General features: G+C 38.2%; 15 protein-coding genes. 3 read left to right on the top strand and 12 right to left on the bottom strand.

What is annotated here, in order from left to right; all coding sequences use genetic code 11:
• Positions 1–41: 41 nt before the first annotated feature.
• Complete coding sequence (locus KI362_RS00500) at positions 42–893, bottom strand: AraC family transcriptional regulator (RefSeq protein ID WP_301624068.1); 852 nt, start codon at positions 891–893, stop codon at positions 42–44.
• Positions 894–2,271: 1,378 nt separating this feature from the next.
• Here KI362_RS00500 and KI362_RS00495 point away from each other — a divergent pair.
• Positions 2,272–2,457, top strand: a complete 186-nt coding sequence (locus KI362_RS00495) for a hypothetical protein (protein ID WP_301624066.1) — start codon at positions 2,272–2,274, stop codon at positions 2,455–2,457.
• 147 nt (positions 2,458–2,604) lie between these two features.
• On the opposite strand, the gene KI362_RS00490 is transcribed toward KI362_RS00495, so the two are convergent.
• From KI362_RS00490 to KI362_RS00455, 8 genes are all read right to left on the bottom strand, one after another.
• Positions 2,605–3,216: an HNH endonuclease gene (locus tag KI362_RS00490; RefSeq protein ID WP_301624065.1), complete on the bottom strand. Its 612-nt coding sequence runs from the start codon at positions 3,214–3,216 to the stop codon at positions 2,605–2,607.
• The gene (locus tag KI362_RS00485) at positions 3,206–3,832 is read right to left on the bottom strand and encodes a hypothetical protein (RefSeq protein WP_301624064.1); all 627 of its coding nucleotides are present in this window, start codon (positions 3,830–3,832) and stop codon (positions 3,206–3,208) included. Before KI362_RS00485 ends, KI362_RS00490 begins: the two co-directional genes overlap by 11 nt.
• Positions 3,822–6,212 (bottom strand): sensor histidine kinase, encoded by a 2,391-nt coding sequence (locus KI362_RS00480; protein ID WP_301624063.1) that lies wholly within the window; start codon positions 6,210–6,212, stop codon positions 3,822–3,824. The genes KI362_RS00485 and KI362_RS00480 overlap by 11 nt, the downstream gene beginning before the upstream one ends.
• A gap of 581 nt (positions 6,213–6,793) precedes the next feature.
• Positions 6,794–8,380: an Eco57I restriction-modification methylase domain-containing protein gene (locus KI362_RS00475; protein ID WP_301624062.1), complete on the bottom strand. Its 1,587-nt coding sequence runs from the start codon at positions 8,378–8,380 to the stop codon at positions 6,794–6,796.
• 2 nt (positions 8,381–8,382) lie between these two features.
• A complete protein-coding gene (locus KI362_RS00470; RefSeq protein ID WP_301624060.1) occupies positions 8,383–8,523 on the bottom strand; it encodes a hypothetical protein in 141 nt (46 codons plus the stop codon).
• Positions 8,524–8,879: 356 nt separating this feature from the next.
• Positions 8,880–9,044, bottom strand: a complete 165-nt coding sequence (locus tag KI362_RS00465) for a hypothetical protein (protein WP_301624058.1) — start codon at positions 9,042–9,044, stop codon at positions 8,880–8,882.
• Positions 9,045–9,233: 189 nt separating this feature from the next.
• On the bottom strand, positions 9,234–9,908 hold the full coding sequence (locus tag KI362_RS00460) for a hypothetical protein (RefSeq protein WP_301624057.1): 675 nt from the start codon (positions 9,906–9,908) through the stop codon (positions 9,234–9,236).
• 294 nt (positions 9,909–10,202) lie between these two features.
• On the bottom strand, positions 10,203–10,490 hold the full coding sequence (locus KI362_RS00455; protein WP_301624055.1) for a DUF6809 family protein: 288 nt from the start codon (positions 10,488–10,490) through the stop codon (positions 10,203–10,205).
• A gap of 151 nt (positions 10,491–10,641) precedes the next feature.
• On the opposite strand from KI362_RS00455, the gene KI362_RS00450 reads away from it, so the two are divergent.
• Positions 10,642–10,860, top strand: a complete 219-nt coding sequence (locus KI362_RS00450; RefSeq protein ID WP_301624053.1) for a helix-turn-helix domain-containing protein — start codon at positions 10,642–10,644, stop codon at positions 10,858–10,860.
• Between the two features lie 60 nt (positions 10,861–10,920).
• Here the strand turns inward: KI362_RS00450 and KI362_RS00445 are convergent, their stop codons facing one another.
• Together KI362_RS00445 and KI362_RS00440 are read right to left on the bottom strand one after the other, a co-directional pair.
• Positions 10,921–11,271: a hypothetical protein gene (locus tag KI362_RS00445; RefSeq protein ID WP_301624051.1), complete on the bottom strand. Its 351-nt coding sequence runs from the start codon at positions 11,269–11,271 to the stop codon at positions 10,921–10,923.
• 79 nt (positions 11,272–11,350) lie between these two features.
• On the bottom strand, positions 11,351–11,749 hold the full coding sequence (locus KI362_RS00440) for an extracellular solute-binding protein (RefSeq protein WP_301624050.1): 399 nt from the start codon (positions 11,747–11,749) through the stop codon (positions 11,351–11,353).
• A 720-nt stretch (positions 11,750–12,469) separates the two neighbouring features.
• Between KI362_RS00440 and KI362_RS00435 the strand changes: the two genes are divergently transcribed.
• Entirely contained in the window at positions 12,470–12,964 is a 495-nt protein-coding gene (locus KI362_RS00435; protein WP_301624048.1) for a hypothetical protein, read from the top strand.
• A 121-nt stretch (positions 12,965–13,085) separates the two neighbouring features.
• On the opposite strand, the gene KI362_RS00430 is transcribed toward KI362_RS00435, so the two are convergent.
• Positions 13,086–14,318, bottom strand: coding sequence for an NAD-dependent epimerase/dehydratase family protein (locus KI362_RS00430; protein WP_301624047.1), 1,233 nt, complete (start codon positions 14,316–14,318; stop codon positions 13,086–13,088).
• Positions 14,319–14,350 lie beyond the last annotated feature (32 nt).

The raw sequence follows: 14,350 nt of genomic DNA, 5'->3' as shown, positions 1-14,350 counted from the left end.
GCACTCAGCCGATGGGGGATTAAGGGAATATCGTATCTTAATCAATTGGACGCAAGCTCCCTGCCTATTTGACTTGCACGGGCATTCAGCTCCCGGTACATTTTCGGCGACACTTTGGCAATGGCTTTGAATGACCGGTAGAACGTAGACACGGAGTCGTAGCCGACCTCGAAGCAGATGGAAATGACGTCCTTGTTCGTCTCCTCCAGCAGCTTCTGGGCGACACGGATACGCACCTCGGTTAAGTATTGAATTGGCGTCATATCGTACCGTTCTTTAAAAATATTGTTCAGGTGCCGCGTACTGATGCCCAGTTTGGAGGCGATATCCCCTGCGGTCAGCGGATCGAAATACTTTGAATCAATGTAGCCGCGGATTTTCTCGGCGCGAAGCCTGTTGGAGCTGGAGCCTGCTCCTGCGGCCTCTGTCTCGACAGAACTAACCAGCAAGAGCAGCAGTTGAGATAATTGGACCTTGAGTGAAAGCCGGACAAGCGGTGACGACTCTCTGGACTGCTCGAACAGCATTTTTCTCAGCAACTGGCGGAGCTCGCTCGCAGCAAACCTTCCCGGCTTTAACAAGCGAGAATCAGAGAAATAGACGTGGAGCAACTGCTCCCTCATATCTTTATCGAGGACCTCCTCGTCAAACGCCAACACTAGCAACGTCAGCCTGGAGTCGGACATGACTGAGTGAACAGAATACGGCACAATTAGCGCCGTATCGTCCACGGCCAGCCTCCGTGCCTCCCCGTTCAGCCGGATCGCGCCTTCGCCCTCCAGCACAAACAGCAGCTGGTGTGTCGAATGATAATGCTCTGACACAAGATGACCATTCATATGCTTCTGCTCGTATATGTCAATCGCGTTCCTAGACAAGTCGATCCGTTTCATCGTCACGGCGAAGCCCCCGTTTTTTGAAGCGTTTTATTTATAGCTATTTTAACGCGATCAGAGACTTTGTTACAACATTCGGCCGCCAAGTCAACTCAAAAAGGCTAGACGACCTCCACTTTTCGCTTGATTATCGATAATACTTCGGGATAAGTTCGTCTGGGGGCAGCACGATTGCTTTGCAGTTGGTAGGTAATGTTTTGGGGCAAATGATACAGCTATAGATTATGATCTGCATCATGGGATTGATAGGTTTCATCTTCGCTTCGGCAGTAGATAGTTTTTGCCAAAGAAAAACTTGGCAGATGATCGATTAAGCCTATGAAAAATGTAACGCCGCTTCATGCCGGGTGAAACGTAGATCATTTCCACAACTCGGTCAATGGGCTCCTTGCTCATAATTTGGTGATTAGTAGTTACGGCTCTTTGCGCGTCATGATCATCAAATGCGCCTGAAAGGGGTGATGATTGATTAGAAAGGACAGAGTATCATACAGGGACTAAGATTCAATGATGGTGATAGTCATCAAGAACGAGAATAAATGGATCTAATCGAGGATATTTCATTGACTAAACCCATAAGAATGTATTAACCGTTGCGGAGATTAAGACGCTTCCCGACACCTTGGTGTAGCTTTGTGTTTGATATAGGTGTGTCCATAAGAATTCTTCATCACACTTTTTACTTTTATGCACAATTAAGGCAACTTCTCAGCAGCAGCACCTTGTGATGCATTCGATCTCATCTCCGCTTCCCTCAATATCCTGGCAATATCCAATCAACCCTTGGCTTCTTCTACGAATACAAAAGCTCATTCAATCAGGCTTTAGTCATCCTAGCAGAATATTCTTCATTTTTCTTAATTTCTCTTGTCTATCTTAGTTCTAGTATGATTCCAGATGGCGGAATATCTAGTGATATCGTTATACTTTTTACCTTACTAATCCTTAAACAAAAAGCCTACACATCAACCACTTCTAATCCTTCAAAATATAAGTTCCTCAGGTAAATAGGCAGACTTCGCACTAGCTCTATCTTGCTTGCCTGGACAGCACTTTCAAAACCTATAGCATTTTAGCTACTCCTAGTACACCATAAATGGAGAATCCTTAGATAATGTATTCAAACATGTTCTTCGGAGGATTTGCACTTTTAACCATTAAAAATTCCCTGCTCGGGTACAGGGAATTCCTAAGTATTAATTATGAAACATGGATTTTTGAAACTTTTTAGAGCTTAGTACTAAAGGATATTTTGTGGTTTTTCTGGGCATAATTAAAAGTATATTTCAAATATCATAATGTGAAGTGTACAGCAATAAAGCTGTAAAAGATAATAACGACTTAATTTAAACATTACATAAAAAGGAGTAAACTGATGGATTATCAAAATAAAATCCTTGACATTTTAAAAAATGCCTATGATTTGAATACACAAGTTCTTCAGTCTCAAAATAAAGAATTGTTAAAGGATCAGAATTTTGCAGACCTTTTTGAAGCCTTTTGGATTTCAAATATTAAGCTAAAAAACATCATCGATTTAATTGAAATTACTAACAAATAAAAACATAAACATTTTTCACGACAAAACTCTCCGCAACTAGGTTCTAATTATACTTATTTACTATTGAATGGAACTATTATCCCTAGACAAATATTCTGTAATAAAATGCACTAATTCCTGAGGCAGGGTTAATCTCCACTTATTTTTTCATCCATTTTTAATTTTTTCTCCTAGCAGATAGTCCAAGTAATCATGAAACTCCAAACTTAAAGTAACGTACATATCCTGAATTCGCTTGTATTTTTCATTATCATGTCCATGTTCTTTTAAAAGTGGTCTAATGTTATCCAATTGGAGTTTTATTCTTGTAAGATTCCATACAATACGATGCCGAGACAAGAATAATTGAAGCTTTTTGTACATATACTGAGCTAATTCATTTGTTGGCTTTATATTACCATAATTGTCTCTAAAAAAGAGATTTTCATAGCTAGAGTGACAAGGATCAATAAATCCTACATTATTGACTACACTTATTTTTTGACTATCGGAAGGCCAGTCGTCACTTTTAAATCTATTACAGAAAGAACAGGCATAAACTAAGTTACTGTAATCATTTTCTAATGACGAAAATTTTGATTTTGGAGCAAAATGATCGATATGATAGGTCACTTCCCCACCTGTCCACCCATCGTAGTCATCACAATATCCACATCTATTATTAAAATCACTTCTTAAATAATGTTTATAACTTCTATAATTGCTATAAACTTTAGTACAAGTTCGAACCGGAGCCTTATCCCTTAATTTAATCATCATTATCATCCCTCAATTCGTTTACCAGTGCCTCAGATAGTTGAATTAGCCTATCAAGTCGAGCGTCATTTGAAATTTTTTTAACTTCACTTGGCAAAGTTTTGTAACCATTAGAATTTTTTTCAAGTATGTCATCTAATTCAATTAATCTTTCTTCTTGCTTTGAGTTTAAATTAGGATACAATTCTAATAACCCTAGAATCTCTTGCTTATATAGTTCTATTCGCTTATCATAACTCTCAATCTTTGTTTTGAATTTATGAACAAAAAACTCTCTCTCTTTAGATACGAAATTTTTATCCCGAATCAAATCTGGATCAAGTAGTGTATTCTCCGCTTCAGATTCAAAAGATGTTAATACATAACATGGGAAATCTTTAATAGTATTCAGCAGCTCTCTAACAACTTCTACCCCGTTGTAATGTATATTTGATTGTGAGCTATTTAAATTATAGTCGACAACAAGACCTGCTACTTTGGAATCAATTATATCCTCAACCATATCGTCTATACTTTCTTTTAGCTTTAAAGCTATGACTTCAAAGTCATCCATCATATTTATTTGAAACTGTCTTACAACATCATCCTCATCATCAATATAGCCAATTCTATAAATCATTTTCTTGAACTCCTTCATCTTTCCTCGTTGGTAATATCAATTGCAAAGCAAAACCAGGTCTAGGTTTTGTAATTTTTATGTTTCCTCTATATTCTTCGATTGTAGACTTAATAATCCACATACCTAGTCCAGTTCCTATTTCCTTTCCAAGTTCATCTCTTTTTGTGGTATAAAAGGCTTCAAATATCTTATTAGGATCATCAATATCCCCTGATAATCCTGGTCCAGAGTCGGAAAAATTTATAATAATCTCATTATTTTCTTGCACCATACTAATATGTATATCCCGGTTGTCACTTGCATCAGCTCTTCTAAATGCTGTAAATGAATTCGAAAGTAAATTGTTAAATATACTATCCAAATCAATTTCAAATATTCTTAAAAAACACTTATTTGTATCAGATTTAGGTACAGTTAAATTAACCTTTTGAAATCTCAGTACTGAATCCCAAGTTCTTTCAAACTCCTCAAAATACTTATATAGGTCTATTTTATTTCTAGTTCGTTTATCCAACTTTATTGTAATTAACGAGAATTCTAGCCATTTTTTTAATCTTTCATCTTGTGTAGCCATATCATCAATTACGACTAATGGATTTAAAAAAGGCTGTAACCCTACTAGATCTTCTTCTTTGATTAGCCTTGTTATAATTTTTTTAAGATTGTTGTTTCTTTGTACTATGACTGCGCTCAAATTATTTAAATCATGTGCAAATGAAGTGAGAGTCAAACCTGTGCTCGCCAATGCTCTTAATAATTGTAACTCACTTATCAAGTCTTTATTAGTTTTTAATTGTGCTAGGTAAGATTTAGCAAGAATACTTACGTCTTCTGCACTTTTTGAATCGTTATTAATTAAATCACTTAGTTTTTCTTCAGTTATATTGCTATCAGCTTTTTTTACGATTTGTTTAGCTATTTGATTAGCACGTCTCTTTTCTTGCTCATCAATATTCTTTAATGTATATAATTTATCCAATGCCCTCATCACATGTTGCCGATCTGATTCAAATTCTTGAATAATCTTCTTGACCAAATCTTTTAATGCCAAAAAAGCAACATTCTCTTGGAAGCCCTCTCGACTTGATTTATCTTCGAAATTAATATTGTCTAATCTTGAGATCGATATAATACCAGATATTTGATTCGGCCTTACTCTCCAAGAACCTGTTTTATGACTTGGTGCAGCCGGGCTCTTAGCAGCACGCTGACCTAACATTAACCAGTCGAAAGAGCTACCATCAATTTCTCCATATGGCCTTACTCTAAATTGATCCCTATAGACTTTAATCCCAGCGAAAGTATCCATCCATTTATTTCGTTTAGTCGAATCAAAATATCTGTAGTAAAATTTTTTTCTATCACTTTGTGTGAAAGTTCTTTTAACAAAATACATAGTGAACTCAAAATTCCCTAAACTATCCAAAACATCCTTGTTATATTTTTTTTCATAATTTGGTAATAAATTATTTATTGTCGTTACCTTTTCAAATACCTCTTTCTTAAAACTTTCAAAATTATATGGTGCATATTTCATTTCTTCAAGGTTGAATAAATCCATATCGATTATTTTTAAATCAAACTCATTTCTATGAAATTTAATCTTTACTGTTTTATCTGAATAAACTTTTGCTTGGATTTTATAATCATAATCATGATTTAATAGTGAATTTATAGGTCCATACTTTTCAGGAAATTCTGCGCTTAAAAGAAATAGTTCAAATTTCGAATACTCGATTGCAGGCACCAAGAATTCAAAGTTAGTATGTATTTTATCTACAAAATAATCATCCCAAGGGTCTCTAACTTCATTTATTTTTATTATAGTTCCACAATCGAATTTATGTTTTTGCAATGTTTCTATATGTTTTGTATCTTTTAAGATCTCATTAACTGCCTCTTTAAAATTAAAATTTTCAATTTCATCAATATTTGCATATACATGTTCAATTGTTACACCAACATTATCAAAATCGTCCCAATTTACGCTCCATAAAAAAGTCTTATTACCACCCTTAGGAGTTGTTATCATTTCAGCTTGACTACCTAATCTATCAAGTGCAAAACGACCAATACCTTTTGCACCAGATTTAATTCGACCATCTTCACCAATAAAATCAATTTCTTTATTATTAGTGCCTATAGTCATCCAATAATCTTCAATAATTGAATCATCCATACCATTTCCATTATCAATAATATAAATAGAGGTCTCCTGGTTACTGGAAGGATGATTGTCAAAATACACAATACATGCTGTAGCACCCGCATCGTATGAATTTTTTATCAATTCTATAATTGCACCATCTGCATTGCTAACATTCTCTCGTCCAATTAGTCTTGCAGTTCTAGCTGAAACTTTAAAGGGAATTTGTGCCATAGAATAACTCACTCCGTTCAAAACTAGTTCATTAGTTCTTATAACTATTACACTTCTTTATTTTCACATCTATTATTCACCGATTGTTAGTTAAGACACGACTTCAGAAATTGAGTTGTTCTGCTTCTCTGTAATATCAGTGGATGTGGATACAACATTGAATTCACGAGAAAAAAAGTTTTTTTTAAATTATTTAATAAATGATAATGAAATCCATCTCTATTTAATAAAGTGGAAATTTTTCATTTTACGTAATTCCCCCTTTCTTTTACAAAATATATCAAGATCAGACTAAAGTATTCAATTCGACGTTTTCCGGTACTTTCCTTCTGTAAAGAAGTTAAGTCGTGATTAAAAACGATCATTTAAGGAGTATAGATCAATTAAAAGACTCTACAATATAGGACTCATTTAAATAGATTTGACCATATCTACAGGCATTGAAGCATTACTTCAAGCTCTTTAAGTAAAAGATTAATTAGAGGCGACGGTGAACTTAAGTCCAAGGGCAAGTACTTTCCAGAAACAAAAACAACAATCGGCAGACATAAACACTGCAAATAGTAAAGAAAAAAACGGCATCACTGCCGTTCGTTACCTTCATGATGTGATATATTATCGGCGACTTTTAATCGCCTAATTAAATACTTCTCGCGGATTCTTTTTATTTGCTTAAGAACGTCTGGCGATAGATCATTTAATACTACACTATCAACATATCTAAGCACTTCCTCAATTTCTAGATTAGATCTTAACATTCTATCTAGTTTTTTTACACTATTTTTATGAATACGTTTATATGGTATGGCAAGTGATTTGAATTCACTTGGAACAAGTTCGCCTACACCTCCACCGTAAAAGCGACCATTATATTCACATAGTGTCATAGTCAAAGAATTATAGAAGCAAAAAGCAACTGAAAGAGGGTCATATTCACTTGAAAGTCGTATGTTGTAAGATATATCTGTTGTAAAAACCCCAGCACTATTTACTACTAATCTTGGCAATTTATTAAAACGTTTAAAAAATAGAAGGTCTCCTGTAGGTATGATTGGTACATCATGCCATCGTTTCCGTTTTTCACATTTATATCGCATATGTAACTCATCTCTTACACCCGTTGATAAATAATTGTGTAATTCAGTGGGAAAGCTAGCTAAATCAACGTTTGATAGATTGAGCATCCATACATTTTTGTTTGATTCCACTAATTCCTTAAAATCACTTTCCGAGAAGAACAATAAATTAGAGACGTTTGATCCTTTTTGAATTACTGGTATTACTAGTTCTTTACAATCTAAACTCTCTACTCTCGATTTATTAATAATAAAAAAACCATTAGCACCTGTAACTATTCCTGGCGATATATAACCGAGATCTCCAACCTTTTTATAACCCTCAGATAATTTTTTTAATAGTTCGATTTCATCGTCACTTAATATCGAATTAGACCATTTCTTCAATGGTTTATTCCTTCTAATTTCACTATATTCTATAACATTGAAATCCTCAATATTATTTACTGTCGTGTATTTTACAATAGGTTCAATTCCTTTTTTATTTGTCAAATAAACCAAACATACATCCTGTTCAATATCGGGAAACACGCTTTCCTTAAATGTAGTAATTTCAATTAAATTGAATTTTTCTTCGAGAAAACATCTTAATTTTTCTGCATAATGAACCTGTAGGAATTCAAAAGGAAGCACAAAAAAGATTGCACCGTTATCAACATCTAATAGTTTAAGCGCACCGAGTACAAATGAAACCCATAGATTCTGAAAAACAGAATCAGGTAGGGACCAAAATTTCATCAGCTGTACAGAAAGATCTCGTTCAGTCTCAGACAGAACTTTTTTTGTTATATAAGGAGGATTTCCAATTATTAAATTATATTTCTTCTCACTTTCGAGTGAATATTTAATAAAATTATTACAAATAAGTTCCACGTTAGGTAGTTTTCTTTTTGATAAATCCATTATCTTACTAGAATCTATTTCAACAGCATCAATTTTTCCATCATATTTCGATAAAATATCAACAAATCTTCCATCACCAACAGATGGCTCTAGTATCGATGGCGCATTCATTCTTCCGATAGCATGCATGGACATATACTTGACCAAAGACACAGGAGTATAAAATGAGCCTGTTTGCTTCTCGTCCACACCTATTCTCCTTTGCCAAGCAAATATTTATGAAAACTATTTAACTCTTCTTGTATTTCTATAAACCGTTCCATTTCTTTTTTTAATAACTTTGAAGTTTTTTTGATAGAATATGACACTTCCTTGTGTTTGATAAGTTCCATAGATTTCCGACTCCTCTTTCGGTTACAACTATTCACAACTATTTTATAGCTTCCTGTTAAGAAGAGGGTTACGTAGGCCCTGGACTATTTAGTTGATACAATGACTTTCAATAATGAACAGGGTGGTTTATATTGTTAATTATTTACAACCTCGACTTAAGCGGATTAAAGCATTCATCAATCCATTAATCGATTGACTATTACTTTATTCTACTATCAAAGTCCCATTTTGGCGATGTGTGGGAAGAGCCCCAAGATTCAATTTCAAGAGTAGAACATGAACGAATCGAGCAACCCTTCACAGTGATTCCACATTCAATAGCATTCGTAATTCGTTTCTTGTGAGGACACTTATACTAATTTAAACGTTTTGGAAGCCCGGGATATATCTTCAACATTAATTCTACTGAATTATCAATACTTATCATTGCAATAGGCAAATCGAATTCTGATCCATCATGAAGATGTTCAAGGCCATGTTGTAATAACTCCCTTAGTCCATCTACCCATGGTTTTGTCATCTCCGCCCACCCCTATATAAAATTCCCTCGGACTTTCTTAATTACGCTCCTCTTCACGAAACGCCCTATCTTTAGATAATGGGGCATTTTGTTGACTGAGGTTTCTTCCATGATTATAGATCTGGACAACTAAGGGGACCTGCAGTGTGATTGCAGTGTATATTGGAGTTGATTGGCTAACTGAAACTACTAAGAAGCTCCCATTGTGCCTAAAAAAGAACGATACTTTTCTATAAATTCATCAATAGTGCTTATAAGTGGTTTAATATCTTTATTAACAGTTACTAACAAGTATTGACCAGAATTAACTTCCCCATTTTGATGAACTATTCTATTTCTGGTACGTTGAAATCCTTTAATTTTCCTATACCACTCATTCGAATTTATATTATTTGACTCGAAAAGCTCCTTGGCACTTTTTAATAAATCATTAAACCTTCCGTCTCTTCCTAGAATTTTTTTTAGATAATCTTCAAAGATAGCAATAATATAAGTAAATAAAGAGTAGATATGAATTCTTACTTCTGCATAATTTTTTTCATTAGTGAACCTAATTAAGTCAGTGGTTTTACTTAAAACATCTTCCAGTTCCGTTACTAAAAATTTATTATTCATTTCTATAGTTATTTCAATTTCTTCATTATCTAACATATCCTCACTGAATTGTTCATTAGATCGAACCTTATCTAATGTTTGGGAGATAATATCCTTGAGTGGAAAAACATCATTGATGCTTTCAATTGTAGTATCAAATATCTTTTCAAAATCCCCCGTAATGCTATCTTTAAATCTTTCCATATATCTTTGAACCGACTCTAAATTCTTATTTAAGTTTTCCGTATGAACCTCAAACGCGTTATTCATATACTCTCCTTTATTATTTATCGATCATTTCCTATTAACATCTTATCCATAACAGATTAAATTCATATATGCAAAAAGTTGACTTAGTTTAGTCCAAATCACCTATAGTAATATTCTACTACTAAATGGAATAATAGCCTAAGAAATAACTATTTGCTCAAAAACAAAAAAACTCCCGCTAAAATAAATAGCGAAAGTAATGTCATATCTTATTTTACATAACACCAATTATATACAGTCTCATTATTTATATTTAAACTACCAATTATTCTCCTTATTCTGCCCCCATCAATCTCAGCCTATAACCCACTTCCCATCTCCACAAAACACCTCCACCATCACCAAAGCCCCCATCCTAAATCCCTGAACAAAAGCCTCACTTGCTACAATAGAACTAGATTCCCCATTCAAATCCAAAATCTCCTCAAGGGTTTTGAAGTCGTCCTCCGAAAATTTTCGCTTGGCCTCCACCATCAAATCAGATAGTTTTCTATTGAGCTCGCGATATTCAGGATCGGTAGGGATCATTTGCTCTTCTGGGTTTAGATTGCCTCTGTAAAGCTCCTCCAAAATACTCTTCATTCGACTCACCCTTTAGGAATTATGTAATCGGTATAGTTTAGTATCTTTATAACGATCAACACTCTTTTGTATAAATAGATTTTATGCGAAAACTGCATAAAACTCAATATGCATTTTTCGCATAATTTAAACTTAGCTTGGGTGATGAACAATGTACAAGAGAATACGCGATTTGCGTGAGGACAGGGATTTGTCGCAGCAACAATTGGCAGAATTTCTAAACATCTCTCAAGCAACCTATTCCCGATACGAAAGCGGGAATTTGGATGTGCCAAGTTCTGTGTTGATTAAGTTATCCGAATTTTACAACGTAAGTATCGACTACATTCTGGGTCAGACGAAAATCTCTAAGCGACCTACCAAAGAATAGTTTGGTTAAATATAAAAAGACAAGCCCAATGCAGTTGGGCTTGTCTTTTTAATATTCCCCCTACTTCTCCACCAACGCCCCATGCAAACTCGCCGCGATAGAGCTCGGATCCGCTCTAACCGTGGTGTCCATCGCGGCTTTCGCCTTCTCAAGCGCGGCATTGTATCGCGCGTGTAGATCGCTCAATACCTTGTCCAGCTCCTGGCCGTCGAAGAATTTATTGAAGACGTCGACCTTTTTGATACCTTCGGTGGTGACTAGCGGGGTGGCGGAGTAGATGCCGTCCATCGCGGTCGGCAGGAAGTTTTCGATGCCGGCGATGTCCCGGGCTTTGGCTTTGGCCGCCACTGACGGGATGACGGTGACGTTTGAGCCAAGCAGCATGCTGCCGTTCGCACGGATTTGATGCAACGCCTGAGCACTTCTTTGTACACGGTAAAATCGAACTGCCCGGTTTGGAAGTTAAAGCCCTCGTTCCCGGTATTCGTGCTCAGCGAGACGATCGGATAGGCGATCCGCTCAAAGCCGCTGGCGCTCTTGAAGTTGCCGGCAGAGCCGTAGGCTCCGCTGTCCTTGCCCGCAGTCGTAATCTTCTTGGCGTCCTCGACCATTTCCGCAATCGTCGTCGGCGGCCCGTCGATCCCCGCTTTTCAAACAGATCGACGTTGTAGATCAGTCGCCAGAACTGACCGATATTCGGTAGCGTGTAGATTTTTCCGCCAACCATGTTCTTCTCTTCGATCAGCACGTTTTTGAAGTTCTCTTTCATCTCGGACGAGATGTAGTCGTCGAACAGCTCAAAGTAGCCGCGCTTCACCCAGGTAGGCACATTCCCCGTATCCACCCGAAAAATATCTGGCGCCTGGTTACTGGCGAACGCGATTTCCATGGACTGTGCATCAGTTATCGTCCATGACCTTCATCTCGATGTCGATGTCCGTGGAAGCAAGGGGGGTTCAAGCGAGGAAAGCTAGGCGTATTGGAACCATCATCCTTCACCCAACTTCGGGACAACTTAGCCCAATGTTACGCAATGTATCCAGAGGCGTGCCCTCCTCCCCTACGCGCCGTATGGAAGAGCTCCCCATATGAAAGGACATGGGGGACCTCTTCGTTTCAATGTGAGCTTCGGATTATATCAAGAGAGCTTTACCGTACATACTCCACTTTGCTCTGTTCCACTATTCTACTGCGCACCTCTTCGCAACTAAATTTATAAAGAAGCCCCCTACAATTTAGCTTGCACGGGTCATTTATAAACATCGCCTAGTGAACCTATTGTTACGACATATACAACTAAAGGATCTTCTTTGATAGTTCCGCTTGTTCAATTGCCTTTAAGTCATCTTCTGTTAATTCTTCATCATTGAAGGGGATATGAGTAGCAAGATCTTTCTTGGATACAGCCATTTTAACAACCTCTTTCAAGAACTAATCATAACCATTAATAGGTTTCACGCTCCGGGTCCGGGCAACCCTCGGTCCCTGCGCCGTTTCCCTCTGACGCTGTCATATCGCATCGCGGATCATCAAGAAGATTTTGGAGGAATTTCAGGGCTAATGCAACAAACACCTCCACCCTATCGTCCATAGGATGGAGGTGTTTATTTTGAAAAAACTGGTATTTGTTCTCTTGTTCACCTTGCTTGGCTGTCAAGCTTCCGAACCGGAATCGGCTCCGGCAGCCAACCAAGCCAAGACGGAACCCGCTCCGCTCACTCAAACGGCTGCACCCCATGGCGACTTGTTCTCCGTACGGCTTTCGGCCCCGGAACAAGTGAAGGTAAACGCGATTTTTACGATGGAAGCGGAATTGAAAAATACGGCGGATCGAACACTCGAAATCATGACCGGGAAGCCTGTATTTTATTATGTGATTCAGGACAGTGACGGTAACGCGGATCCCATCACAAGAATCGAAATTGGTGTAATGCGCCCTATGGATCAGGACGACGTCATTCTGGAGAAGCATCCGTATCGCTTTAAAACCCCGGGAGTGTATGAAGTCACCGCCGTTGCGGAATTCACGCTGCAAGGGGAAGAAGGCAATGATCAAGTCTATAAATTGGAGACTGACCGTAGGAAGATTGAAGCACTCGAATAGCTTTAAGAGGCGGCACCTTAAGTCTCTTCGCTTCCCAACGGGAAGCCGTCAAACGGACTCGATACCGGTTACACTTGAATCGAAATTTGACCGATGCAGGTTAAACCTGATTTTATGGCTCCTAGATGCAATAGTCCGCGTATTCAAATTGAACATCTCCCGGACGTTGCTCCTTGGTCCAGGTGCTCATCGCAGGAATCTTGGAAAGATCGGCGCGATAGGCGTATTTTTTGGCGATTTCGCTGACTTCCAGCATCAACCCGTCGTTCAGCGTAACGGGAACAAGTCCCTTGGATAGGAAATGGCTGTTATCCACATGAAGTTCATTTTCGGCAGCCTCCTTCCGTGGATTGGGCACATACGCAATTTCGCTTCCCGTCAGCCTGCTAACAACCTGTGCCAGTTCGATCACCCGCAGGGTCTCCGTCATCTGATTCATGATCAGCACGCGCTCGCCAAGTTTCGGAGGATGTTCGACGGCAAGCTGTAAACAACGCACCGTGTCCTGAATATGGATGAACGCTCTGGTTTGTCCTCCCGTACCGTGCACGGTAATCGGATGGCCGACGGCCCCCTGCATCAGAAATCGGTTCAGTACCGTCCCGTAGTCTCCATCATAATCAAACCGGTTGATCAGCCGTTCATCGGCTTGCGTTTCGGGCGTATTCGTTCCCCAGACGATCCCCTGATGGAGATCGGTGATTCGGAGCCGGTCATTCTTATTGTAATAATGGAACAATAGCTGATCCAGCGATTTGGTCATATGATAGATCGAACCGGGATTGGTCGGATAAAGAATTTGTTGATGAACCCTGTCACCGTTCTCCGTCTTCACCTCGATATCCAGATATCCTTCGGGGATCCGAATTCCCGCCGTACCGTATCCGTATACCCCCATCGTCCCCAAATGGATCAGATGGATATCCAGCCCGCTTTCGACGATCGCGCACAGAACATGATGCGTAGCTTTGATGTTATTGTTGACGGTATAGCGTTTGAGCAGAGGAGATTTCATGGAGTATGGCGCAGACCGCTGCTCGGCAAAATGAATAATGACATCCGGTTTCTCCTCGCGAATGGCGGACAACAACTGATCATACTCCTCAGCGATATCGATCCGATAAAACCGTATCCGGTTCCCCGATACTTCTTCCCACGCCCTCAAGCGAATATCTATGGACTGAATGGGGGTTAAAGAATTCGTTCCGCATTCTTCGTCAATTCTCCTCCTGGAGAGATTGTCGATGATGATAATTTCGTGTCCCGATCCGGACAAGTGAAGACTGGTCGGCCACCCGCAAAAACCATCTCCGCCCAACACGAATATCTTTTTGCGGATCTTTGCATTTGTCATGTTCTATCATCCTTTGCTTATGTTTTTTCTGA

Origin of the sequence: Paenibacillus apis (assembly GCF_018333295.1) — a bacterium.
Classification (GTDB): Bacteria; Bacillota; Bacilli; order Paenibacillales; family Paenibacillaceae; genus Fontibacillus; species Fontibacillus antibioticophila.
The sequence above is the reverse complement of the archived record's forward strand: the minus strand, read 5'-3'. Positions and strand labels throughout refer to the sequence as shown.